Source organism: Bradyrhizobium sp. 172 (assembly GCF_023101065.1).
Lineage (GTDB): Bacteria > Pseudomonadota > Alphaproteobacteria > Rhizobiales > Xanthobacteraceae > Bradyrhizobium > Bradyrhizobium canariense_D.
Window position 1 is genome coordinate 3,451,223 of record NZ_CP064701.1, and the last position, 22,851, is coordinate 3,474,073.

22 protein-coding genes are annotated in these 22,851 nt (G+C 63.8%); 13 read left to right on the top strand and 9 right to left on the bottom strand.

The features are described 5' to 3' along the window. Positions 1 to 386 precede the first annotated feature (386 nt). From IVB07_RS16625 to IVB07_RS16635, 3 genes are all read right to left on the bottom strand, one after another. A complete protein-coding gene (locus IVB07_RS16625; protein WP_247487258.1) occupies positions 387 to 1,439 on the bottom strand; it encodes an HlyD family efflux transporter periplasmic adaptor subunit in 1,053 nt (350 codons plus the stop codon). Beyond that, on the bottom strand, positions 1,436 to 2,701 hold the full coding sequence (locus IVB07_RS16630) for a glycosyltransferase (RefSeq protein ID WP_247362533.1): 1,266 nt from the start codon (positions 2,699 to 2,701) through the stop codon (positions 1,436 to 1,438). The genes IVB07_RS16625 and IVB07_RS16630 overlap by 4 nt, the downstream gene beginning before the upstream one ends. A 1,111-nt stretch (positions 2,702 to 3,812) precedes the next feature. Beyond that, a complete protein-coding gene (locus IVB07_RS16635; RefSeq protein ID WP_018455192.1) occupies positions 3,813 to 4,526 on the bottom strand; it encodes a DUF599 domain-containing protein in 714 nt (237 codons plus the stop codon). Positions 4,527 to 4,650: 124 nt separating this feature from the next. Here IVB07_RS16635 and IVB07_RS16640 point away from each other — a divergent pair, with 124 nt between their 5' ends. The 4 genes from IVB07_RS16640 (at position 4,651) to IVB07_RS16655 (ending at position 7,449) form a co-directional block, all read left to right on the top strand. Next, positions 4,651 to 5,313, top strand: coding sequence for a glutathione S-transferase family protein (locus IVB07_RS16640; protein ID WP_085360925.1), 663 nt, complete (start codon positions 4,651 to 4,653; stop codon positions 5,311 to 5,313). Positions 5,314 to 5,637: 324 nt separating this feature from the next. After that, the gene (locus tag IVB07_RS16645; protein ID WP_007611353.1) at positions 5,638 to 5,841 is read left to right on the top strand and encodes a hypothetical protein; all 204 of its coding nucleotides are present in this window, start codon (positions 5,638 to 5,640) and stop codon (positions 5,839 to 5,841) included. 159 nt (positions 5,842 to 6,000) lie between these two features. Beyond that, positions 6,001 to 6,966, top strand: coding sequence for a hypothetical protein (locus IVB07_RS16650; RefSeq protein WP_026232899.1), 966 nt, complete (start codon positions 6,001 to 6,003; stop codon positions 6,964 to 6,966). A 42-nt stretch (positions 6,967 to 7,008) separates the two neighbouring features. Beyond that, entirely contained in the window at positions 7,009 to 7,449 is a 441-nt protein-coding gene (locus IVB07_RS16655; RefSeq protein ID WP_007603229.1) for a DUF1489 domain-containing protein, read from the top strand. Here IVB07_RS16655 and panC read toward each other — a convergent pair. After that, a complete protein-coding gene (gene panC, locus IVB07_RS16660) occupies positions 7,446 to 8,297 on the bottom strand; it encodes a pantoate--beta-alanine ligase (protein WP_247362536.1) in 852 nt (283 codons plus the stop codon). The two genes, IVB07_RS16655 and panC, sit on opposite strands and share 4 nt — an antisense overlap. Before the next feature lie 281 nt (positions 8,298 to 8,578). Between panC and IVB07_RS16665 the strand changes: the two genes are divergently transcribed. From IVB07_RS16665 to IVB07_RS16680, 4 genes are all read left to right on the top strand, one after another. Continuing rightward, complete coding sequence (locus IVB07_RS16665; RefSeq protein ID WP_018455186.1) at positions 8,579 to 9,502, top strand: division plane positioning ATPase MipZ; 924 nt, start codon at positions 8,579 to 8,581, stop codon at positions 9,500 to 9,502. Between the two features lie 342 nt (positions 9,503 to 9,844). Next, positions 9,845 to 10,705, top strand: coding sequence for an alpha/beta fold hydrolase (locus IVB07_RS16670; protein ID WP_007603233.1), 861 nt, complete (start codon positions 9,845 to 9,847; stop codon positions 10,703 to 10,705). Between the two features lie 121 nt (positions 10,706 to 10,826). Continuing rightward, the gene (locus IVB07_RS16675) at positions 10,827 to 11,576 is read left to right on the top strand and encodes a hypothetical protein (RefSeq protein WP_018455185.1); all 750 of its coding nucleotides are present in this window, start codon (positions 10,827 to 10,829) and stop codon (positions 11,574 to 11,576) included. 53 nt (positions 11,577 to 11,629) lie between these two features. Next, positions 11,630 to 12,355, top strand: coding sequence for a DnaJ domain-containing protein (locus tag IVB07_RS16680; RefSeq protein WP_247767755.1), 726 nt, complete (start codon positions 11,630 to 11,632; stop codon positions 12,353 to 12,355). A gap of 224 nt (positions 12,356 to 12,579) precedes the next feature. Here the strand turns inward: IVB07_RS16680 and IVB07_RS16685 are convergent, their stop codons facing one another. Beyond that, the gene (locus IVB07_RS16685) at positions 12,580 to 14,427 is read right to left on the bottom strand and encodes a D-alanyl-D-alanine carboxypeptidase (RefSeq protein WP_247362538.1); all 1,848 of its coding nucleotides are present in this window, start codon (positions 14,425 to 14,427) and stop codon (positions 12,580 to 12,582) included. 373 nt (positions 14,428 to 14,800) lie between these two features. Between IVB07_RS16685 and IVB07_RS16690 the strand changes: the two genes are divergently transcribed. From IVB07_RS16690 to IVB07_RS16710, 5 genes are all read left to right on the top strand, one after another. Further along, positions 14,801 to 15,139 (top strand): phasin family protein, encoded by a 339-nt coding sequence (locus IVB07_RS16690; protein WP_007603238.1) that lies wholly within the window; start codon positions 14,801 to 14,803, stop codon positions 15,137 to 15,139. A 781-nt stretch (positions 15,140 to 15,920) separates the two neighbouring features. After that, positions 15,921 to 16,253 carry an ATP-dependent Clp protease adapter ClpS gene (clpS, locus tag IVB07_RS16695; RefSeq protein WP_018455182.1) on the top strand — a complete coding sequence of 111 codons (333 nt, stop codon included), beginning with the start codon at positions 15,921 to 15,923 and terminating at the stop codon, positions 16,251 to 16,253. A gap of 290 nt (positions 16,254 to 16,543) precedes the next feature. Continuing rightward, positions 16,544 to 18,949, top strand: a complete 2,406-nt coding sequence (gene clpA / locus IVB07_RS16700; RefSeq protein WP_018455181.1) for an ATP-dependent Clp protease ATP-binding subunit ClpA — start codon at positions 16,544 to 16,546, stop codon at positions 18,947 to 18,949. Between the two features lie 81 nt (positions 18,950 to 19,030). Beyond that, complete coding sequence (locus IVB07_RS16705; RefSeq protein ID WP_245288412.1) at positions 19,031 to 19,327, top strand: hypothetical protein; 297 nt, start codon at positions 19,031 to 19,033, stop codon at positions 19,325 to 19,327. Continuing rightward, a complete protein-coding gene (locus tag IVB07_RS16710; RefSeq protein WP_018455180.1) occupies positions 19,267 to 19,575 on the top strand; it encodes a cupin domain-containing protein in 309 nt (102 codons plus the stop codon). The genes IVB07_RS16705 and IVB07_RS16710 overlap by 61 nt, the downstream gene beginning before the upstream one ends. 46 nt (positions 19,576 to 19,621) lie before the next feature. On the opposite strand, the gene IVB07_RS16715 is transcribed toward IVB07_RS16710, so the two are convergent. The 4 genes from IVB07_RS16715 to IVB07_RS16730 all read right to left on the bottom strand — a co-directional run bounded on the left by IVB07_RS16715 (position 19,622) and on the right by IVB07_RS16730 (position 22,816). Next, positions 19,622 to 21,043 (bottom strand): MFS transporter, encoded by a 1,422-nt coding sequence (locus IVB07_RS16715; protein ID WP_051112982.1) that lies wholly within the window; start codon positions 21,041 to 21,043, stop codon positions 19,622 to 19,624. A 146-nt stretch (positions 21,044 to 21,189) separates the two neighbouring features. Next, the gene (locus tag IVB07_RS16720; RefSeq protein WP_162496372.1) at positions 21,190 to 21,411 is read right to left on the bottom strand and encodes a hypothetical protein; all 222 of its coding nucleotides are present in this window, start codon (positions 21,409 to 21,411) and stop codon (positions 21,190 to 21,192) included. 26 nt (positions 21,412 to 21,437) lie between these two features. Next, a complete protein-coding gene (locus tag IVB07_RS16725) occupies positions 21,438 to 22,463 on the bottom strand; it encodes an aldo/keto reductase (protein WP_085351373.1) in 1,026 nt (341 codons plus the stop codon). 116 nt (positions 22,464 to 22,579) lie between these two features. Beyond that, positions 22,580 to 22,816, bottom strand: a complete 237-nt coding sequence (locus IVB07_RS16730) for a hypothetical protein (protein ID WP_085384439.1) — start codon at positions 22,814 to 22,816, stop codon at positions 22,580 to 22,582. Positions 22,817 to 22,851: the final 35 nt, after the last annotated feature.

Below are 22,851 nucleotides of genomic sequence, written 5' to 3' on the forward strand. Positions count from 1 at the left end.
CTCTACCTGGCTGCTGAAGCTACCCTATGCTTATTCTCTGTCCAACTCTGCTCGCCGCAGTCGCACTTGAGCGACGGATAAGCCGAGATCGCCGCTAATCCTTACAAGCCAGCCGGAGCACACGCTGGGGACACCACCATCTCGACCCAACACCTTGTGCACCGCGCGCTAGTGCCCACGATCTCGCAAGCTGGGTCGGCCGACACAATGTCGCGGCAGCACTTCGGGCACGTATATCCCGCGATGTTTGGCGTGAAGTCATACTCCGGACCAACATAGGCGCAGATCATGTGGTGGAATACTGGAAACAACATCAGCGCGGAGGAGCCGCAAGCCGGGCAACCCGTTTGGTTCGCTTCGATCTGCATGCTGCACCTCGCTCCCTCTCACAGCTCGTCGAGCCCGAATAGTTTCACCAGCATGGAAGCGATGCGCGCGCTGAGTTGTGTGTAGTGCATGTGAACGTCGACGGCCGAGTTCAGCGCCGGGGGATGCGCGCCTGGGCTGAACTGAATTCGCGCGATTTGCGAGGCGGTACGCTCGCGCGCCGCCGATGAGCCCGCTCCGGGGTACACGTCTGACACCGGCAGAATTTCCACGATCTCGCCCAGAATTCGCCGGTTGCCGAACAGGACAAAGACTTCGTTGCCGACTTTCGGGTCGGACAGGCGTTCGTTGGGAACGTACCAGTCGACGAAGACATCGGTGGGGTCGAGAATTTCTGCGATCGGAGTGCCCGCCACCAGTGACTGGCCGGCACGCGCTGGATTGTTCGCGACGATGCCAGCTATGGGTGAAAAGATTCTTCCGTCGGCAAAGCTGCTTTCAACCTTTTCGAGGCGATCAGAAAGTTGCCGGCTGAATTCGTCGAGAGCGGCCAATTGAGTGCTGGCCTCGGCGGCTTCCGCCTCCTGCGAGACCACGGCTTTGTTCGCCAGGGCGCGCTCCCGCGACATGTCAATGCGGTAATTCAGGCTCGCGGCCGATGAGGTTGCGATAAGTTGGACAGCTTCCTCAGCAAGCTGCAGATGTGAGCGCGCCGCGTCGAGAGATTCGCGCGCAACCCGGGCTTTGACACGCAGTTCCGCTTTGCGGCCGGCGATGTCCGCGAGCGAGCGCATATAAGTAGCGACGATTTCATCGTGCTGCGGAGACCGCACCCTTCCGATTTCTTCGCCTGCCTTGACCGATCCACCTCTCACCACGGTGATGCTGTTGATCTGCACGATGTAGGGCAGTGAAACCAAATATCTTGGCGAGGACACGCTGCCCGGGCCGCCGAGATAGAGAATTGGCCTCCCGAAATAGACGACAAAGAATGCGAGTATGCCGAATACGATTGTCGCATAGGCGGCGCGGACGGTCCGTCCGGCCGCGCGCCGACGGCTCTCGATAGGATCGGGAATATGCGGATCGAGTCGCGTCAGGGCCACCGTCATTTGGCCACCTCTTTTGTCCGATCTCCGAATAGTGCACGGCGAACGCGCGGTGGCACGAAATCATCGTTCCGCGACGAGGCAAAGATGATTTCCGAAGAGTAGGAAAAAAACCGCGCGCACTTCAGATAGACGCCCTGGTACAAGGGAAAGATCAGCGCCATCTTCCAGCCAAAGTTTCCGACGGATCGTTGGAATAGGGCGAACACAAGTGCCATAGTGAATACCGAGATCCAGAGCAGCAGCAGGTAGATCGCCGAGAGAAACAACACGGCATCCGGGCCGAACAACAGCACAATGTAGGCCAAGTAGAACGGCAGGCTGAGCGTCGGAACGAGATCGAAGACGATGAAGTCCAGCCTTTGGATCGTGTCCGGTAAACGCTCTAGCGGATGGCGAAAACTCAGCTCGCCATACATCATGAAACGGATGCGCAGAGCATCGCGATCCCAGCGCGCGCGCTGGCGCAACAGACTGATGCCGCTTGCGGGGCCGGCTGTTTCCGCCCAGGCGTCGGACACGAACCGAATGACATAGCCGAGCCTGCGGAGCCGTAAGGTGTACTCCATATCTTCGCCAGGGCCGACGTCGAGCCCGCCCTGCTGCGTGAAGATATCCCGCCGATACATGGAACAGGCGCCGGACAGACACGCGATCGCATCCACCACGTCGAGGATCGACCGCCCCGCAGTGATCGACATCAGGTATTCGACGCTTTGAAGTCCTGTCCATATCGAATCGCGCTCATTGCTGATCGCGATGTTGCAACTTGCGCCGGCGACGAGCGGATCGCCGAACGCAGCCGCGAGGCGCTCAACCGCGTTCGGTTCGAAGACAGTGTCGGCATCTACGGTCAGAAGAAGATCGCCGCGGGCAAACCGTGCTGCAGCGTTGATGGCAGCGCTGCGGCCGCAGCGGGTCCCATGGCAGATGACCATATCAACTAGCCCCTGCGCTCTCGCCCGCTCCGCGACCGCGCGTGTTTGGTCGGTGGAGCCGTCGTCGACGACGATGATTTCGACAGGTCGCAGGGTTTGCCGGCGCAGCGAGCTGATCGAAGGAGCAAGCCCGGAGCCGCCGTTGAAGGTCGGGATAATCACGCTTACCGTCGCCTCGCAAACCGTCCCACTGGCGCTTCGCCGGTTCGAGCTGAACAGAGCAAGAGACACCAGCGATAAGGTGTAGCGGGGTATGTCGAATATCAGCAGCGAGAAGGCGAGCAGAAACAAACTCGTTCCGGCGAGCACTTCTACCATTTCGGACATGCCGGCCACCTCCGCTGCGAAAGGACCATTCCGAGCATCCGACCAAACAAGGCGCGCAAGGCAATTATCAGATGGGAAAATGAAGACCATCGCGTTGATGGTCGAGTGGTAAATTGCGTAAACATTTGCTTTGTGTGTCTGCGCTATTCACCTCCAGCATCGGCTTGGCCAATTGACGATGGAAGCGTGCTCTCGAGTTTTGATTTTGTTGGCCTGCTGGCATCAGCATTGCGGTTTCATGCTGTTGCCGGGTCGATAAATCCGACAAGGTGACCGGTCCGGCCAACCTTTCAGGCGCAAGACGGCCTCAGTCTGGAGGGCTGAGGCCGGGGGCCGTTGATGTACCGTTGGGGTCGGTACTCTTCTATTTTAATCATGGCGAGACCACTTTGCGGTATTGTCCTGAAGGACAAGCAATCAGCACGTTGTTCCTCTCACACATCTGCGGACCGCCCGACGGGTATGACGGACCGTCGTCCGTGCTACGCACACGCCGTTGATACGTGTCCTACCGACGCCGCAGGCAGCAGCAACTTCCGTAACGAGGCTTTCGGGCTGTGCAATCGGGGCAGGTGTCATCGCCTGAGCCGATACTGCGAAGCAGAAGGCGAATGTGGCAATTCCGAGCGACTTGATCATATCGAGCTCCCTGGAAGCGCCCAACCGCCCGGCCGGCGCGGCGGAGCGATGACGCGACTCTCTCAAGTTGATGCCCGCGTCTGTAAGAGAATTGAGATAGATCAAAGCGACTTTAGGGAGTTCCATGCGGCAATCGCTGCACATAGCAGATCGAGACGCCGGCTTAGGACTATGACCGCAGACTTCCCTGTGCCTCTTGGGACAAGAGGGTGAAGTGGCCAGACTCGGGCAAAATGCGCCGCGAAGGTGCGAAGCTATAGTCGCAATTCAAGATGCGAGCTGGAAAAGTGGCGCTGCCGCCTCATGCTCCGTCATTGCGAGCGCAGCGAAGCAATCCAGTCTGCCGCCGCGGGGGGATTCTGGATTGCTTCGCTGCGCTCGCAATGACGATGTGGAGAGAGGGTGCGCCACATTCGCTCTTGTGGACGCACCGCTACTCAGCGGTGCACTGCAGAGCCGCAACACGAGCGCGTCAGGGACCGCGCCGCGTCTCCTCGCCATTCACCACCTCCGGCGCCATCGCTTCCCACGCGCTCGAGGCGAACTGCCGCCGCCAAGTCACGATCACCACGGTTGCCGTGGTCACGAACAACACCCAGGGGCTGACGAACCAGCCGAGATAGCCGAGTGCGAAGAAGAAGGCGCGCTGGCCGCGGTTGAAATGGCGGCCGGCGGATTCGAACAGGCGCGAGGTGCGGATCACATGAGCTTCGGCCTCCGGCGTGTCACGCTGCGCGGCTGCCGGCATGCCGCCGAACAGGATCGCGACATAGTTGAACAGGCGGTACGACCAGGCGAATTTGAAGAAGGCATAGACGCAGATCAGGACGAGGCCGACGCATTTCAGCTCCCACATCGCCGGCGAGGTACTGAGATCGATCGGCAGCTTGCTCAAGATCGTGATCGCGTCGTTGGTCGCGTGCAGCAGCGCCAGCGCGCCGCCGAGCGCGATCAGGCTGGTGGAGGCGAAGAAGGCGGTGCCGTTCTGCAACGAGGCCATGATCTGCATGTCGACCATGCGCGCGTCGCGGTCGAGTAGCCGGCGCACCCACACCTCGCGGTAGCGGTTCATGCGCGCCGACAGGCTGTCGCGGCCATAGGCCGATTGCTCCAGCGTCAGGGCGTAGACCAGCCATTCGATGATGAAGAAGCCGACGGCTGTGATGTCGACCCAATGCCTGCTCATGTCAGTCTCCCGGAGAGGATCGCAACGCTTGCCACGCATGGCGAGGTGCAGCAACGATTGATTGGCGGCAGGCGATGGCGTTAAAAGCGGCTCGCTTCAAGGCGTATCGAGAAGGACTGATGACATGGCTGCGCTGAAACTCGCAATCGGCAACAAGAATTACTCGTCATGGTCGATGCGGCCCTGGCTCGCGCTCCGCGCCAACGACATTCCGTTCGTGGAGACCCTCATCCCACTCTACACCGACAATCCCGCGGACAAGGAGCAGATCATCTCGTTCAGCCGCGCCGGCAAGGTGCCGGTGCTGGTCGATGGCGACATCACGGTGTGGGATTCGCTCAGCATCATCGAATACATCGCCGAGCGCTATCCGGAAGTGAAGTTGTGGCCGGACGAGGCCGCCGCGCGCGCCCATGCCCGTTCGGTGTGCGCCGAGATGCATTCCGGCTTCATGGCCCTTCGCAACGAATGCGGCATGAACCTGCACCGCCCGGTGCGCCCCGTGACGCTGTCGGCGGACGCCGAGGCCAATATCGCGCGCGTGCAGGAGATCTGGCGCGAATGCCGGGCCCGGTATGGCGCCAATGGACCGTTCCTGTTCGGGCGCTTCGGCGCAGCGGATGCGATGTATGCCCCGGTCGTGCACCGCTTCCGCACCTACGCGATCCAAGTCACGCCGGAGACCAAGGCCTACATGGACACGATGCTGGCGCTGCCGGCGTTCCAGGAATGGACCCGGGACGCGCTCGCCGAAACGCTGGTCATCGAAAAGTTCGAGAACGTGTAATCCGCGGTGATCGGCCTCGCTCGACGCCGAGCAAGCCGGCGGCGCTCAATCGCCAGAGTCGTCGGCAGAGGGACCTCACGGCCCAGGAACCTCCCAAGGTGGTGGATCACGCCAGCCCCGACGACCGTTTGCCCCATACCCCCGGAAGAACCGGTTCCGGCGGTATCGTCGGCTGACGGCATCACTCTGAAATAACTGCAAAATTCGCACGTTTGCCATGTCGCATACTGCTGGCCAAAAACGCTCGTCGCATGCTATACAGCGGCCGGGTTTCCGGCCGGCCGACGCAGTGGGACCACGGGCGTGGCAGGCGTTGTTTGAGTGATGGAGAGGGTGTTGAAGCACAAATTCCCTATTGGCGCGCGCGTATTGTTCACCGCCAGCAATGTCGCACGCCCCGCTGCCAGCGGCTCGTATGAGGTCATCCGCCTCCTGCCGACCGATGGTGACGACTGTCAGTACCGGATCAAGAGCTCGACCGAAGCCTTCGAACGCGTCGCCAAGGAAAGCCAGCTCGCGCTGTCCTGAAGGCCGACGCTATCCGCGCATTGGCGCGTCCCCGGGAATTTGTATTCTGCCGCCGTCAAAAGGCCCGCTTCACCTTCAAAAGGTGGGCCGGGGGCAGTTGCCGACTCTCGGTACTCGCTTTGACCATTCGCTCTCTGCTCGCGTGAGGGGACGTCGCGCATGAACTGGGCATGGGCCTCGTCGTTTGACCAAATCTGGAGCTCGCCGGCCCTTCCAATGTGGATGATGCTGGCGGCTGCCGGCTTCTTCGGACTGATTCTCCTGGTCACGCTGCTGCGCGCCGAACGATCGGTCGCCAACGGCGCGCTGACCGTCATTGCGCTGCTCGCCATTGCCATCGCGCTGGCTGCTGTTGTGCGCGTCGATGGACCGGCGGGGCAGACCACGCCGACCGAGGCGCGCGCACAGGCGGCGATGACCGCGAGCCTGCCGGCGCTGTCCTGTCTCGACGATCTCGCGGGCGATGCCGTGGCCATGGGCTGCGAGAAGGCGCTGTTCGGCGCGCCTGACGCGGCGGCTGCGGCCGTCTCCACGACCGCGGCCAGGATCGACCGGCTGACGGCGCTCGGCGATGCCGCGACCGCCGAGAAGAGCCTGACGCCCGACATCAAGGTGCTGCGCAAGTCGCTGGAGCGTGATCGCTACGGCCTGGTCGCGCATGTGCTGGTCGCGCGCGATGGCTGCACGCAGTTTGACTGCGCGGCCTTCCGCTCGCTGACCGACCAGCAGCGGGTCGCCGCCAACATGGATTCCCATCTCTACGACACGCTGGTCGCGCGCTACGCCCCGACCTGGAATGCGCCTGCAGCAGCGCAATCGTTGCCGGCCACTGCCGCACTTGCGGGGCTGCCGCCGTCGATGCCGACGGGCAAGCCGACCAATGCGGAGTTCCCGAGTGCCTCGTCGACGCCGCCGGTCAGCATCATGAATCCCGAGCCGCCGACGCGTCAGGCGGCGCCCACCGCAAACGCGGCGGCTCCGCGCGCCCCCGCAGCGGCCTCGGCGCAGGCCGCAGCTCCCGCCGCGAAGAAGCCGCCTGCGCCGAAGGCTGCGCGGGCGCCGGCGGCAGCACCGGTTCCGCTCACGCCGCCGGCCGCGGCTGCCCCGGCTGCGGATAACAAGTAGATCGGCATTCCAAATGCGTGGCTGTCCGGCTAATGCTGGGGCATGCCACTACATCTGATCAAGCTCGCCGTCGGCTGCGAATCCGTCAAGGAATTGAAGGAGTGGACCGCCGAACGGATGCAGACCGCCAAGAAGAAGGGTCTGCCGCAACATCACATCCACATCACCCGCATGGTGCCCAAGCGCGACGCCGAGATCCTGTCGGGTGGGTCGCTCTATTGGGTGATCAAGGGCGAGGTCGCCGCGCGCGAAAAGATCATCGGCATCGAGCCGTTCCGCGACAAGGACGGCATCGGGCGCTGCCGGATCGTGATGCAGCCGAAGGTGATTCCGGTGTCGCCGCGGCCGATGCGCCCGTTCCAGGGCTGGCGCTATCTCGCCGACGATTCGGTGCCGCCCGATCTCGGCAAGTCCGCCGCCGGCTCGATCGCGGCGATGCCGGAGCCGATGCGGCGCGAACTGCGCGATCTCGGGCTGCTCTAAACCGCGATATTGTCGATCAGCCGGGTGGTGCCGAGCTTGGCCGCGACCAGGATGCGCAACGGTCCGTCGTTGCGCGAGCTGACCTGTGCCAGGGTCGCTGCATGGCGCACTTCGAAATAGTCGAGCTCAAAGCCGGCCGCCGTGATCATCGCGGCACCGCGCGCCATTGCGGGCGCGACCGCTTCGCCGGCGCGAATGCGCCCGGCGCTCACCTTCATGGCGCGGTATAGCGTGGTTGCGGTCTGCCGCTCCTGTGGCGACAAATAGACGTTGCGCGAGGACATCGCGAGCCCGTCGCGCTCGCGCACGGTGCGGGAGCCGATCACCTTGACGCCGAGCTCGAGGTCGCGGGCCATCTGCGCCACCACCCGCAACTGCTGAAAATCCTTCTCGCCGAAGATCGCGACATCCGGCCGGCACTGGGTGAACAGCTTGCCGACGACGGTGGCGACGCCGCCGAAGAAATGCGGGCGGAAGCGGTCCTCGAGGCCAGCCAGCGCCGGTCCCTCCGGCACGATGCGGGTGGCAAAGCCCTCCGGGTACATGGCCTCGGCGCCGGGATGCCAGACGATATCGACGTCCTCGGCGGCGAGCTTGGCGAGATCGGTCTTCCAGGTTCGCGGATAGGCGCCAAAATCCTCGGTCGGAGCGAACTGGGTCGGGTTGACGAAGATCGACACCACGACGCGGCTCGCGCGCCGCTTGGCCAGGCGCACCAGCGACATATGGCCGTCATGGAGCGCTCCCATGGTCGGGACCAGCGCGATCGTCGCCTTTCGCTTGCGAAGATTGTCGACGGCGCGTCGCAAGGTGGGGACCGTGCGGGCGATCAAGGGGCTGCGTGACATCAGAACTCGACGGGATTGGGAATCGACGGGCGCGTTCCGGCGCCCGGCAGGCTAACCTTAACAAGCGGCGACCATGGACGCCATGCATCCGGATGCGGCACAGCATCCCGCGCAAAGCCGCGCAAGCGTCGCGGCATTGTGGGCTGGATCACAGACGCGAAGCGGCGCCGCGATTCATGATGAAGGTCAGCGCGCCGCGATTTGTCTTGCCTGTCACGCATTTCACTTGACCGCAGACGCGGCCAACTCGAAGATATTCGTTAGGGGTGTTGAGGATCGCGATGCTTGTGCAAGCTAGCCAAGGCCAGTCCGGCTCGGCGCATGTGGTCGTGCTCGGCAACGAGAAAGGCGGCTCCGGCAAGTCGACCACCGCCCTGCACATCGCAGTCGCGCTTCTCAAAGCCGGCCAGCGCGTCGCCACCATCGACCTCGACTGCCGTCAGCAGAGCTTTACTCACTACATCAACAACCGTTCCGCCTGGGCGCGCCGAACCAAGCTCGACCTCGAACTGCCGTTGCATCGCTGCATCAAGCTTGGCGAAACGATGCAGGTTGCCGAGAACGAGAATTCGGAGTTCCTTCAGTTCATGGAGGCGGTCTCGGCGGTCGAGAGCAGCTTCGACTTCATCGTCATCGATACGCCCGGCACCGACAGCTACCTGATGCGGCTTGCGCACTCGATGGCCGACACGCTGGTGACCCCGATCAATGACAGCTTCCTCGATTTCGATGTGCTCGGCACTGTCGATCCCGCCAATTACGCGGTGACAGGCGAGAGCCACTACGCCGAGATGGTGCGGGATGTCAGGCGCAAGCGCCGCCAGCTCGACGGTGCGACCACCGACTGGATCGTGGTGCGCAACCGCCTGTCGATGCTCGGCTCCCGCAACAAGCAGCTCGTTGCCGATGGGTTGAAGGATTTGTCGCTGCGGCTCGGCTTCCGCTACGTCGACGGCTTCGCCGAACGGGTCGTCTATCGCGAGTTCTTCCCGCGCGGTCTGACCGCGCTGGACGAGATCGACGAGGCCACGCTCGGCATGCGGCCAAATCTCGGCCATCTCACCGCACGGGAGGAGGTGACGAGCCTGCTCCGCCAGCTCAAGCTTCCGCTCGACGAGCGCGGACGTCGCCGCGCGGCCAATCGCGCCGAGTGGTTCAACCAGGTCGACAAGCCGCTCGAGGTCCACGACATCCTCGGCGCTTGAGGCGGCGGTACATAGCTACTTCCAGTCGATCAAGAGGCCGGTCTCCCCCGGGGAACCGAGCCCGCGCTCAACCGTTTTCACCCCGTGTTTACTGCAAAACGGAACCCGATCGAGACAGGTTGCGTCGGATGACGTGCACCCTGACGTAGCCGTGTGAGAGCGAGATGCCCAAGAAACGTGTGCGCCGCACAATGAAAGGGCTGCCGGTTCACAATATTTGGCCTTCCTGTCACGCGGCTGTGACATATATTAGGGAATAGGCGACCAAGGGCCGAAGAGCTCCGGAAGAACACGATTTTCAACAGGGATTCAGGCCGCAAGAGCCTGAGGCTGAGGACGAAAATGAAGCGTGGAATTGCCGTTCTGGTTTCGGTCAGTGCCCTCTGTGGCGTCGCCTATTTCACGGCGAGCAAGTGGGCAATCAGGCACGAGACCATCACCTTCTACGATGCCTCGCGCGACAACCGTGCGGTGCCCGTCGATATCGCGATCCGTCGTGACAAGGAAATGCAGGCCAATGCCGGCATGATCACGATGCCGGTCGCCGTGATCAACCACGGCAACACCGTCAAGAACACCGAGTACGGCTTCCTCGCCAACATTTTCGCCGCGCGCGGCTACCTCGTCGTCAGCCCGCAGCATGATTTGCCGACCGATCCACCGATGGTGACCAAGCCGGGCGAGATCTATGTCGGCCGGCTGCCGCAGATCCTGCGCGGCGTCGCCAACATCCATCTCGCCATGCAGGAGATGAAGAAGGTTCAGCCCAACGCCGACTACGAAAAGGTGACGATGGTCGGCCACTCCATGGGCGGCGACATCACGATGTATTTCGCCAAGCAGTATCCGGATGAGGTCAAGAAGGTCGTCACACTCGACAATCTTCGCGTGCCCTTCGTCACCGCCGGGAAGTTCAAGATCCTGTCGTTCCGCTCCACCGATCCGCAGTTCAAGGCCGATGCGGGTGTGATCCCGACCGACGAAGAATGCGAGAAGGCAGGCATCCAGGTCGTGAAGACCGAATTCCAGCACAACGACATGCGCGACACCGGTCCGGATGCTGCCAAGAACTCGATCCAGGGCATGCTCGACAAGTTCCTGAGCGCGACCGACAGTGAAGTGGCGCCGGTCGACACGCAATCGTCCCCACCCAAGATTCTCGAGCCCGGGCCGGTCGCTTTGATGGCGCCCGCCAAGAGCTGACGCCTTCCTCGTCGTCGATACCAATTTCAAAGCCTCCGCCGGCTGCCGCCTGCGGGGGCTTTGCGCATTGACCGGGCTGCATGTGCTGACCACATTAGCCGCTCACGCAAGGGTCAAGGAAATGTCCGGCGAACCCATCAAACCGCGCGGCCGCGATGCCGTCTCGGCGCAACCAGGCGACGCTGTGCCGCAGGCGGGGACCTCGACCTCGGAGGACATCGCCGCCTTCGTCGCCAACGCGCGCGCGCTGTCACCGCATGCGCCCGGTGCAAAAGGGCGGCTGATCTTCGCGCTGGATGCGACGATGAGCCGGCAGCCGACCTGGGACATGGCTTGCGCGCTTCAGGCCGACATGTTCCGTGAGACCGCCGCGCTCGGCAGTCTCGACATCCGGCTCGTCTACTATCGCGGCTTCGACGAGTGCCGCGCCACGGGATGGATCTCCGACAGCGCCAGGCTGGCGGCGCTGATGAGCAAGATCGATTGCCGTGGCGGCGACACCCAGATCGGCAAGGTGCTGAGCGAGGCGCGGCGCGAGGCCGTCGCATCCGGCGTGCGCGCCGTCGTCTTCGTCGGCGACGCCATGGAGGAGAACGTCGACCAGCTCTGCGCCAAGGCAGGCGAGCTCGGCATGCTCAAAGTGCCTGTGTTCGTCTTTCAGGAAGGCCATGACGCGGTGGCCGAGAAGGCCTTTCGCGAGATCGCGCGCCTGACCGGCGGCGCTTGGTGCCGGTTCGATCCGGGCGCGGCGGCGCAGTTGCGCGAGCTGTTGCGCGCAGCCGCCGCCTACGCGGCCGGCGGACGCGAGGCGCTGTTGCAATTGGCGAAGACCGCCAGTGGCGCGGCCAGGCTGATCGGCCAGATGAAGTAGCGCTGGCGCAAGGACACGATGCTTTTTGGCGGTAGGCCGACTATATTCGGGCCATGACCCTGATCGCCGGCGCTATCGCAATTATCACCCTTTATTTTCTGCTCCAGATGTTCCGTTCGGCCAATCCGGCCGTGCTGGCACGCGCGATCAGGTTCGGTGGCGGCGTGGTGGCGCTGGCTGTCGCAGCGTTCACGGGCTTGAAGGGCGAACTGGTGGTGGCGATCCCGCTCGGGATATTCGGCGCCGGGCTCTTGGGCTGGACACCGATGGCAAACGCCGGCTTCGGCAATATCGGCGGGCTGTTCGGCGGGGGCGCGACGCGCCCGGCCGGTCAGGCCTCGCGCGTGCGCTCGCAATTCCTGGATATGCGGCTCGATCACGATTCCGGCCAGCTCGGAGGCCAGATCGTCGCCGGGCCTCACGCCGGGCGCGATCTCGATGAGTTTGATCTCGCGGCCCTGCTGGCAATGGTCCCGGCGTTCGACGCCGAGAGCGTGGCCCTACTTGAAAGCTATCTGGACCGCCGGTTTCCCGCTTGGCGTCAGAACGCGCAGGGCGACGCGGCAGGGGGGCAGCGCCGCACGGTGGCGAGCGGTAAAATGACGACGGAGGAGGCCTATCAGATCCTTGGCCTGCAGCCGGGGGCGGGGCGTGACGACATCAGCCGGGCTCACAAGTCCCTGATGAAGAAACTGCATCCCGACCAGGGGGGCTCGACGTATCTCGCTGCCCGTGTAAACGAGGCCAAGGATACTCTGCTTCGCACGCATAACGGCTAACTCCGGCACCACGCTACAAACGCTCGTCCCGCGTGAGCTCTGCTTGCTCTGTTTGCCGTCGCCCCGATGCCCGCCATTGTCGGCGTGGTCGATCCCTTGCGTAAAGTTTTAACCGTAAATCCTTGACGAGAGGTTGTCGTGGAACAGCCTCGTCGGTCACCGCATCCCGAAAATGAAAATGCCCGCGCAAGGCGCGGGCATTTTCATTGGAGCGGTGCGAAAGTTCAGTTGCGGACGGTCATGCAGGAGATCTCGGCGCGCTTCAGGGTGCGGCAGACGGCTTCGGCCTGGTCCCGGTCGAGCCCGGCGAAGCGGGCGCGGTAGAGCTTGCGATTATCTTTCGCGACGACCGGCTCGGTGAACGGATCGGCCTTGCTGAGCAGGCCGCGAGCCGAGCTGCGCGCCGCGTCGATGCGCTGCTGGGCTTCGTTCTCGCTCTCGAGCGCGCCGACCTGAACGATCCAGCCGCTGTGGGTAGCAACCGGCTTCGTGGTGGCGCTAATCTGGATCGGCTGCAGCGCCGGGTCGGCTGATGCGAGCTTCGCAGCAGCCGGGGCGGGTGCGGCGGCGGTGGCGGCCGGCAAGACGCCGAGGGTGCCGTTGCCGGTGCCGAAGCCCGCCGGCTGCCGCGGCAGCTCGGCACGGGTGATCTCGGCCCTCGGAGCTTCCGGTTGGCTGGCCTCGGGCTTGTTGATGAGGTCTGCGCGGGCGACGACGGCACCGGAGGTTTCGGCGACTTCGGAGCGGGATGCGATCGTGCTCGTGACCTGCGGTGCGATCTGAGCCGGGGCGGCGGAGGCGACCTTCACCGCGCCGGCCTTGACCTGGACGGTCTTGACCCGGACCGGCTTCATCGGTTCGGACGAACCGGGGATGATCGAGAGCGGCTGGCTCGAGATCACGCCATTGGTGAGCGGCGCAGGCTCGATCTTGGATTCTATCGGCCGAACTTCAGGCCTATTGGCTTCAGATCTGGGCTGAGCCGACGGCACCGCGGCAGCCGCAGCCGCAAGCGTCGAAAGGCGCGCGGCGAGACGCGACGGGGCTGCTTCGGGAGCAGGGGCAGCCGACGCCTGGACCTGCGGAGCGGAACGGGCCGGGGTGTCCGATGTATCGGCGACTTCGGCAGCGGCGTCGGAGCCGTTGCGTTCGGTGACCGCGGCGACGGTGTGGGCGGTCGCGGCCTTATCGAGGTTCTCCGCGAGCAGGTTACGCATGATGGCGTCGCGCGAGCCGCCGCTACGGCCGCCCAGCACCACGCCGATCAGGTGGCGGTTGCCGCGGCGCATCGAGGTCACGAGATTGAAGCCGGAGGCGCGAGTATAGCCGGTCTTGATGCCGTCCACGCCCTCGACATTCCCGAGCAGATGATTGTGGTTCCGGATCGACTGTCCGCGCCAGTTGAACGTCGAGGTCGCGAAATAGCGATAGTAGCGCGGGAAGCGCTCCTGGATGGCGCGGCCGAGCGTGGCCTGGTCGCGCGCGGTCGTGACCTGCTCGTCGTTGGGAAGACCGTTGGCGTTCCGGTAAACCGTCCTGGACATGCCGAGCGAACGCGCCTTGCGCGTCATCATCTGGGCGAAGTCGTCCTCGTCGCCGCCAATTGCTTCCGCGATCACAACGGCTGCGTCGTTGGCGGAGCGGGTGACGAGACCTTTGATCGCGTCCTCGACGCGAATGGTCTGGCCGGCACGCAGGTTCAGCTTGGTGGGATCCTGATCGGCGGCGTGCTGCGACACCGGCATCTCGGTGTCGAGCTTCATCTTCCCGGACTCGAGGCGCTCGAACAGCAGATAGAGCGTCATGATCTTGGTCAGCGAGGCCGGATGGCGGATCCCGTCGGGACTCGTGGCCTGAAGCACGGAGCCGGAGTTGCCGTCGACGATGATCGACGCGAATTTCGGGCTGGAACTCTCGGACACATCGCGCTGCACGCGGTGTTGCGCGTAGTGACGCCGGTGGCGCCGCGCCTCGGCAGCATCGGTGGTGAAGATGACTGCACTCGTGACCGCAAGAAGCCCAAAAACGCCAACCCGCGCCAAGCGCGAGGAAGACAAGTTTTTACGAAGCATGAAACCCCGTCCCCGTTTGTGACTTGATCACCGGCTCGTGAGGCGAAATTGTGCCCAAGGGACCCGGGATCATTACCTGCTCAGGCTGTCCTCCGCAGATGTTCGCCGCGGGGGACGTTGGACCTGAGCCGCTGTTCTGGCTAAGGTCATGTTCTCCAACGGCTTTTGGCCGCTTGTGGAAGTTGAACACGTCCAGGGAATCAAGGTAGGGGGCCGCGGTTTCCAAAAGCTTAAGGAACCATTGCGGGAAACCCCGGGAATCTTGGCAAATTTTGTGCGACGCACAAAATTCTTGACTTTTTTGTGCGTTGCACTAATCGTGAGCAGAGTCAGGGAGCCGGGGCTTCCGACAGGCTAGGGAAAAGGATTCCGAATGTTCAAGGTTGAAGACTTTCAGGGCTACGGGAAAGAGCACTTCGAGCAGTACGTCGCCTCCGCGACGTCGATGCAGCACGGCCTTCAGGCGATCGCCAGCGCTTATGGCGACTACACCAAGAAGTCGTTCGAAGACACCAAGTCCTTCGTCGAGAAGCTTTCCGGCGTGAAGTCGCTGGACAAGGCCGTCGAAGCGCAGACCGAATTCGCCCGTTCCGCCTACGAGTCCTTCGTCGCGGAATCGCAGAAGATCGCCGGCCTTTACAGCGACCTCGCCAAGCAGGCGTTCAAGCCGGTCGAGACCATCGTGTCGAAGTTCACCCCGGCCGCCAGCTAACGTTTCCTGACGTCCTGGAATCAAAGGCCCGGCTGCAGTAGCCGGGCTTTTTTTGTTTGTCTCGAAGTGTAGGTCTCAGCGCGCCATCGCAGCTTCCACAGCGTGCCGGTTTCCTTGAACATCGAGACGTCTGATCTGCCTTCGTCATCAGATAGAACTTGTCGGTGCGGCTCGCGCAATACTGCAGCACGCGGGAGGTCGGGTCGCTCCGGTGTTCACCTGCACCGTATGGATCCTGATGTTCGCCGCCTTGGCGTTATCGCACAGCTTCTTCTGCCGCGCGTCGATCTGCGAGGCGTGACGATCCCCGGAAATCTGTGCCTTTGCCCGTTTTCGCGTCACGCCATTGAGGGTAAATTGGTCCGTAGATAACCGGAGATAGCCCGCGCGAAACCGCCGCAGCCGCGTTGCTGGCCGGGTTCCTGGTGAACATCTTCTAAACCGGCGGGGCGGAAGCTTTTGTCAAATCAGTCCGGATTGATTAACCTTGGTGAGGATCGCCCGGACCGGGAATCGGGACCGCCATGGCCGCATCGGCCGAACTGCCGCACGCTTGCGGCGAGCCGGGGGCAGGCCCATATTCGGTGAGGCCGATCCGGTTTGGACCGGACCGGCTGGAAGCGGCGATCCAAAAAGGCGGTGCGCCTGTGCGAAGCTCCGAAGGCCGGGGCTGCGCGGCGAACCGTCATACGCTTCCGTGGGGAATTTGAACGCCTGAGCCATGCCGCAACTGTCTTCCAGACCAGATCCCTCCGCGGCCGCCGCCGCCCACGCTGCCCTGATGAGCAACGACGAGAACCGTTCCGGCGGTCCTTCCGCGCCAAACACGTCCGTCATCACCAAGGTCAAGCCGAAGACCAAACGGCCGAACCTGTACCGTGTGCTGATCCTGAACGACGATTACACGCCGATGGAATTCGTCGTTCATGTGCTGGAGAAATTCTTCCAGAAGGACGCCGAGGCCGCAACCAAGATCATGCTGCACGTTCATCATCACGGGATCGGGGAGTGCGGCGTGTTCACCTACGAGATCGCCGAGACCAAGGTGACGCAGGTGATGGATTTCGCTCGCAAGCACCAGCATCCGCTGCAATGCGTGATGGAAAAGAAGTAAGACACGTTACGGCGCATTCGAAGCCGGTTCTTGTGCATGTCGCAGTGTGATTGCCGCGTGATGTCTGCGCGCGATGTTCGTTGCAGAGGGCAAAACTACGGAATTTCGGACCGGTGCTGATCGTGCCCAAACCGGAACGGGTTTTGCATCAAAAAATACCGTAGCTGTGCAGCCGCCTGAGTCGCGGAACCGGTCTTTCGCCGCGATCTTGTATAACTATATGTGACAAAGGTTGTTGTTGCCTGACCGGGCGATGGCGATCATGATGGTGGGGGCCATAGAGGACGCGAATGCCGACTTTTTCCCAAAGCCTTGAACAATCCCTGCATCGTGCACTGGCGATCGCAAACGAGCGTCATCACCAATACGCGACGCTCGAGCATCTTTTGCTCTCCCTGATCGACGACTCCGATGCAGCCGCCGTCATGCGCGCCTGTAGCGTCGACCTCGACAAGCTCCGTACGAGCCTCGTCAATTATCTTGAGACCGAATTCGAGAACCTGGTGACGGACGGCGCCGATGACGCCAAGCCGACCGCAGGCTTCCAGCGCGTGATCCAGCGCGCGGTGATCCACGTGCAGTCGTCCGGTCGCGAAGAGGTGACCGGCGCCAACGTGCTGATCGCGATCTTTGCCGAGCGCGAGAGTCATGCCGCGTATTTCCTGCAGGAGCAGGACATGACGCGCTACGACGCCGTCAATTATATCAGCCACGGCATTGCCAAGCGGCCGGGCGTCTCCGAGGCGCGGCCGGTGCGCGGTGTCGACGAGGAGACCGAGACCAAGGGCAGCGAGGACGCCAAGAAGAAGGGCGAGGCGCTCGAGACCTATTGCGTCAACCTCAACAAGAAGGCGCGCGACGGCAAGATCGATCCGGTGATCGGACGCAATTCCGAGATCAACCGCGCGATCCAGGTGCTGTGTCGCCGGCAGAAGAACAATCCGCTGTTCGTGGGCGAGGCCGGCGTCGGCAAGACCGCGATCGCGGAGGGCCTGGCCAAGCGCATCGTCGACAGCGAGGTGCCGGAGGTGCTGGCGGCTGCGACCGTGTTCTCGCTCGACATGGGCACGCTGCTCGCCGGTACGCGCTATCGCGGCGACTTCGAGGAACGCCTGAAGCAGGTGCTGAAAGAGCTCGAGGCGCATCCCAACGCCATCCTGTTCATCGACGAGATCCACACCGTGATCGGTGCGGGCGCGACCTCGGGCGGTGCGATGGATGCCTCGAATCTGCTCAAGCCCGCGCTGGCTTCCGGCACCATCCGCTGCATGGGCTCGACCACCTACAAGGAATACCGCCAGCACTTCGAGAAGGACCGCGCGCTGGTGCGGCGCTTCCAGAAGATCGACGTCAACGAGCCGACGGTCGAGGACGCGATCGCGATCCTCAAGGGCCTCAAGCCGTACTTCGAAGACTACCATCGGCTGAAATACACCAATGAGGCGATCGAGGCTGCGGTGCAGCTCTCTTCGCGCTACATCCACGACCGCAAGCTGCCGGACAAGGCGATCGACGTGATCGACGAATCCGGCGCGGCGCAGATGCTGGTCGCCGAGAACAAGCGCAAGAAGACCATCGGCATCAAGGAGATCGAGACCACGATCGCCTCGATGGCGCGGATCCCGCCGAAGAGCGTGTCGAAGGACGATGCCGAGGTGCTCAAGCATCTTGAGCAGACCCTGAAGCGCACGGTGTTCGGTCAGGACAAGGCGATCGAGTCGCTCGCCGCTTCGATCAAGCTGGCGCGTGCCGGCCTGCGCGAGCCGGAGAAGCCGATCGGCTGCTATCTGTTCTCGGGTCCGACCGGCGTCGGCAAGACCGAGGTCGCGAAACAGCTCGCGGCGTCGCTCGGCGTCGAGCTGTTGCGCTTCGACATGTCCGAATACATGGAGCGGCACACCGTGTCGCGCCTGATCGGCGCGCCTCCCGGCTATGTCGGTTTCGATCAGGGCGGCCTGCTCACCGACGGTGTCGACCAGCATCCGCATTGCGTGGTGCTGCTCGACGAGATCGAGAAGGCGCATCCCGATCTCTACAACGTGCTGCTCCAGATCATGGATCACGGCCGGCTCACCGACCACAACGGCAAGCAGGTCAACTTCCGCAACGTGATCCTGATCATGACCACGAACGCGGGCGCGTCCGATCTCGCCAAGCAGGCGTTCGGCTTCACGCGCTCGAAGCGGGAAGGCGACGACCACGAGGCGATCAACCGGCAGTTCGCGCCGGAATTCCGCAACCGTCTCGATGCCGTCGTGTCGTTCGGCCATCTCAGCGTTGAGGTGATCGGTACGGTGGTCGAGAAGTTCGTGCTTCAGCTCGAAGCGCAACTCGGCGATCGCGATGTCACCATCGAGCTGTCCGATCCCGCCAAGACCTGGCTGGTGAAGCATGGTTACGACGAGCAGATGGGCGCACGTCCCATGGCTCGCGTGATCCAGGAGCACATCAAGAAGCCGCTGGCCGACGAGGTGCTGTTCGGCAAGCTCAAGGGTGGCGGCCATGTCCGCGTCGTTCTGGTCAAGGACGAGGCCGACGAGACCAAGGACAAGATCGGCTTCGAGTTCGTCGAGGGTCCGGTCACGCCGAAGCAGGAGAAGCTCCCGGGTGCCCGCAAGCGCCCGCCGGGCAAGTCCAAGCCCGGTGGCCCCGGCGGCTCGAAGGGGCCGACCAAGAGCCCGCTGGTCAAGGCTTGATCTGCGCGCGATGAATTGAAAAGGCCGGCTGAGAAGCCGGCCTTTCTCGTTGGCAGCCAAATATAAGCAAGAAGATCCGGTATGACCAACACGCCTTCTGCAAACTCGTCGTCAGCTTCCTCGATCCCCGCCGACGATCCCGGCCGCGCCCTGACGGTCGCCGATCCCGACGGCGCTGACGTGCCGCATATCTCTGTGGCCGGCGGCACCTACACGGTTCTGGTGTCAGGCGCGCAGACCGCAGGACGCTATTGCCTGGTCGACATGCTGGTGCCCGCCGGCGGCGGGCCCCGCCGCACCGCCACGACTTCGAGGAGATGTTCACGCTGCTCGAAGGCGAACTTGAATTCACCTTTCGCGGTAAGTCCCATACCGTAAGTGCGGGGTCGACCGTCAACGTCCCGGCCAACGCGCCGCACGCGTTCAAGAACGTGTCCGGCAAGACGGCCCGTATGCTCTGCATGTGCGCGCCAGCGGGACAGGACGAATTCTTCCTGGCGGTTGGCTTTCCCGTCGAAGGCCGCACATCGCCACCGCCGAAGCCGACCCCGGAAGAGATGGCCGAGAAAGGCAAGCTGATCGCAGCACTGCTGCCGAAATATCGCACCGAGATGGTGAAGATGTGAGGCGCGGCGGACGCAGCCGAAATCGGCCTTCCCAAATGGTCGCGCGCTATTCGCCGCGCAGGCGCTGGTCGTCCTGCACGCGAACATGCTCGGCGCCGCGCGCACCCGCGGACGACAGCCGCAACATGCTCAGCGCTGCGCCGCAGAGCGCGAAGCCGACGCCGGTCAGCAACGCGATCCTGGTTCCCTCGATCGGATAGCGGCCGAGGAAGAGTGCCACCAGCGCTGCGCCGGTGGTCTGCCCAAGCAGCCGCGCCGTCCCCAGCATGCCGCTGGCGCCGCCGGCACGCTCGCGCGGGGCGGCCGCGATCATGGTGCGGTTATTGGGGGTCTGGAACAGGCCGAAGCCGGCGCCGGCCAGCGCCATCCGCCAGACCACGTCGAGCGGCGTGGGCGCAGCCGGCAGCAAGGCGAGCGCAGCGAGGCCGCAGGCGAACAGCGTAAGGCCGATGCCGCCGAGCAGGCCGGCCGGATAATGCTCCACCAGGCGGCCGGCGAGGGGGGCTGCGAACGCCACCGCGATCGGCCACGGCGTGATCAAGAGGCCCATATGCACCGCCGAATAGCCGAAGCGGCTCTGGAGATAGAAGGGGATCGCGACGAAGGCCAGCATCTGCCCGCAGAACGAGGCGATCGAAGTCGCAATCGACAATGCGAACACGGGGATGCGCAACAGGTCGATCGGCAGCAGCGGCGAGGCCATGTGGGTCTCGCGGTAGATCAGCAGCGCGCCGGCGACGAGCGCGATGGCGAACTGCACGAGGCAGGTGATCGCGGCTTCGCCATGACCGACGCTATCGACGGCCGCGATGCCGACGCCGAAGGTGATCGCGGACAGCCCCGCGCTCTGCCAGTCGAAGGAATGGCTCGCAGGCCTGGTGTGCGGCAGGCTGCGCAGGCCCAGCACCAATGTCACCACGCCGAGCGGAACGTTGATGGCGAACAGCCAGGGCCAGCTGCCGAACGCCAGGATACCGGCGGCGAGCGTCGGGCCGACCGCGGCTGAGAAGGCGACGACGAGAGCGTTGAGCCCGATGCCGCGGCCGAGCTGGCTGCGTGGGTAAGTGAAACGCACCAGCGCTGCGTTGACGCTCATGATGCCGGCCGCGCCGAACCCCTGCACGATGCGTGCAATCGTGAGGAGCGGCAGCGTGTGCGCCAGCGCGCAGAGTGCGGAGGCAAATGTGAACAGCACCAGGCCGACCAGATAGACGCGGCGATAGCCGACGATCTCGCCGAGCGAAGCCAGCGGCAGCAGCGAGATCGTGATCGCGAGCTGGTAGCCGTTGACGATCCAGATCGAGAACGCCGGGCTGGCGTCGAGGTCGGCCGCGATCGTCGGCAGCGCGACGTTGGCGATGGCGCTGTCGACCACTGCCATGATAATGCCGAGCGCAATGGTCAGGACCGCCTGGCCACGCTGCGGCTGCGGCAGGCCGTCGGCGTGCTCCATGGAGGCTGGCAACATGATGGCGGCGTGCTTGATTCGAGCCGTGGTTCGTCTCCGGATTAGGAAATTGCGAGATGCATCGCAACCCGGCAGGATACGGGCGGTTCCTGCGCCGGGAGCGGGTCTCCCGGCAGCGCGGGCATGGGTCGGCATGGCCTCGCGGCTCACCAGCGGGAGGTCGACTTCCCGAACACATAGAGCGCGCCGAGCCCAACCGTCACCGCGGTCGAGACGATCAGGATGGTGCGCTCCCAATCGATCCGCTCCGCTCGGCGCGGTTGAGATTGAGAGCGGTGAACAGGGCCTTCATGGCAAATCGGCGCATCGGCTGCCTCGCGTGAGCGCACGATGCCACTGTCGGCGCGGGCCGGCTTGATGCAGCTCAAGCCGGACTGCGCCGGCGTGCCGGTCTCTACACCGCCGGCGGATTGCGGTCGGTGAAAGTTGTGCGCTGGTGCCAGTAAGGATAGGGCAGCGTCACCTTGCTCGCCGCATCGAGCTTGGCGATCTGGTCCTTGGTCAATGACCAGCCGACCGCGCCGAGATTTTCGCGCAGCTGCGTCTCGTTGCGCGCGCCGATGATCAGCGTCGAGACGGTCGGACGCTGCAGCAGCCAGTTCAGCGCGATCTGCGAGACGCTCTTGCCCGTTTCCCTGGCGACCTCGTCGATCGCATCGACGACGCGATAGACGTGCTCGTCCGGCACGGGCGGGCCGAACTCGGCCGTCTTGGGCAAGCGGCTTACGTCAGGCTTTGGCTGGCCGCGGCGGATCTTTCCGGTGAGGCGTCCCCATCCGAGCGGCGACCAGACCACCGCGCCGAGGCCCTGGTCGAGGCCGAGCGGCATCAGCTCCCATTCGTAGTCGCGCCCGATCAGTGAATAATAGGTCTGGTTGGCGACGTAACGCGGGAAGCCATGCTTGTCGGCAACGCCAAGCGATTTCATCAGGTGCCAGCCCGAAAAGTTCGACACGCCCACGTAGCGGATCTTGCCGGCGCGCACGAGCACATCGAGAGTCGCGAGCACCTCTTCAGGCGGGGTGAAGGCGTCGAAGCCGTGAAGCTGGAACAGGTCGATGTAATCGGTGCCGAGCCGGCTCAGCGAAGCGTCGATGGCTGTAAGCAGATGCTGCCGCGACGACCCGATGTCGTTGGGGCCGTCGCCGAAGCGGAACGTCGCCTTGGTCGAAACCAAAACCTTGTCGCGGCGGCCCTTGATGGCTTCGCCGAGAACGCGCTCGGACTCGCCGAGCGAATAGACGTTCGCGGTGTCGAACATCGACACGCCGGCATCGAGGCAGATATCCAGAAGGCGCCGGGCTTCGGTCGCGTCGGTGGTGCCCCACGCAGCGAGGCGGCCCACGCCGCCGAAGGTGCCGGTCCCAAGACTCAAGGCGGGCACCATGAGGCCCGAGCGGCCCAAGCGTCGGTATTCCATCGATTTGCTCCTCGGCTGGCCGCTGATTGATCCCCGCGACCTCTGTGCCGGATCGTAATGCAAGGCTGCGCCGTGTCCTACCTCGCGCTCACATACCGGCCTTGCTTGGAAACGGCCTAGTCGTGCAGACGCATGTCATCGAATGCCGCGTCAGTCACGCGCGGGCTGGCCGTCGTCGCCGGAAGCGGAGCCGCGCCCCTCGTTACTGGTGATTGAAGGCAGGTGGCCTCGCTCTCGCGCGCCGGCCGCGGCAGGAGCGTCAGGCTCCAGCCCACCGCAACAAGCACCGCGAGCCGGATCGCGATCACGCCGAGCAAGACTTCCGATCCGCTTATCGTGGCGTTGGTTCTCATGTGCAGAGCCTGATCCCGGCTGCAGCACCTGACAA

Excerpts from the sequence above, each read along its gene's own strand:
- IVB07_RS16675 (WP_018455185.1), top strand. The coding sequence starts at position 10,827 with ATGTCCGGCGAACCCATCAAACCGCGCGGCCGCGATGCCGTCTCGGCG.
- IVB07_RS16625 (WP_247487258.1), bottom strand. The coding sequence starts at position 1,439 with ATGACGGTGGCCCTGACGCGACTCGATCCGCATATTCCCGATCCTATC.
- panC (WP_247362536.1), bottom strand. The coding sequence starts at position 8,297 with ATGTCACGCAGCCCCTTGATCGCCCGCACGGTCCCCACCTTGCGACGC.
- clpA (WP_018455181.1), top strand. The coding sequence starts at position 16,544 with ATGCCGACTTTTTCCCAAAGCCTTGAACAATCCCTGCATCGTGCACTG.
- IVB07_RS16690 (WP_007603238.1), top strand. The coding sequence starts at position 14,801 with ATGTTCAAGGTTGAAGACTTTCAGGGCTACGGGAAAGAGCACTTCGAG.
- IVB07_RS16650 (WP_026232899.1), top strand. The coding sequence starts at position 6,001 with ATGAACTGGGCATGGGCCTCGTCGTTTGACCAAATCTGGAGCTCGCCG.
- clpS (WP_018455182.1), top strand. The coding sequence starts at position 15,921 with ATGAGCAACGACGAGAACCGTTCCGGCGGTCCTTCCGCGCCAAACACG.
- IVB07_RS16730 (WP_085384439.1), bottom strand. The coding sequence starts at position 22,816 with ATGAGAACCAACGCCACGATAAGCGGATCGGAAGTCTTGCTCGGCGTG.
- IVB07_RS16635 (WP_018455192.1), bottom strand. The coding sequence starts at position 4,526 with ATGAGCAGGCATTGGGTCGACATCACAGCCGTCGGCTTCTTCATCATC.
- IVB07_RS16655 (WP_007603229.1), top strand. The coding sequence starts at position 7,009 with ATGCCACTACATCTGATCAAGCTCGCCGTCGGCTGCGAATCCGTCAAG.
- IVB07_RS16685 (WP_247362538.1), bottom strand. The coding sequence starts at position 14,427 with ATGCTTCGTAAAAACTTGTCTTCCTCGCGCTTGGCGCGGGTTGGCGTT.
- IVB07_RS16705 (WP_245288412.1), top strand. The coding sequence starts at position 19,031 with ATGACCAACACGCCTTCTGCAAACTCGTCGTCAGCTTCCTCGATCCCC.
- IVB07_RS16645 (WP_007611353.1), top strand. The coding sequence starts at position 5,638 with ATGGAGAGGGTGTTGAAGCACAAATTCCCTATTGGCGCGCGCGTATTG.
- IVB07_RS16640 (WP_085360925.1), top strand. The coding sequence starts at position 4,651 with ATGGCTGCGCTGAAACTCGCAATCGGCAACAAGAATTACTCGTCATGG.
- IVB07_RS16630 (WP_247362533.1), bottom strand. The coding sequence starts at position 2,701 with ATGTCCGAAATGGTAGAAGTGCTCGCCGGAACGAGTTTGTTTCTGCTC.
- IVB07_RS16665 (WP_018455186.1), top strand. The coding sequence starts at position 8,579 with ATGCTTGTGCAAGCTAGCCAAGGCCAGTCCGGCTCGGCGCATGTGGTC.
- IVB07_RS16715 (WP_051112982.1), bottom strand. The coding sequence starts at position 21,043 with ATGTTGCCAGCCTCCATGGAGCACGCCGACGGCCTGCCGCAGCCGCAG.
- IVB07_RS16710 (WP_018455180.1), top strand. The coding sequence starts at position 19,267 with ATGTTCACGCTGCTCGAAGGCGAACTTGAATTCACCTTTCGCGGTAAG.
- IVB07_RS16680 (WP_247767755.1), top strand. The coding sequence starts at position 11,630 with ATGACCCTGATCGCCGGCGCTATCGCAATTATCACCCTTTATTTTCTG.
- IVB07_RS16725 (WP_085351373.1), bottom strand. The coding sequence starts at position 22,463 with ATGGAATACCGACGCTTGGGCCGCTCGGGCCTCATGGTGCCCGCCTTG.
- IVB07_RS16670 (WP_007603233.1), top strand. The coding sequence starts at position 9,845 with ATGAAGCGTGGAATTGCCGTTCTGGTTTCGGTCAGTGCCCTCTGTGGC.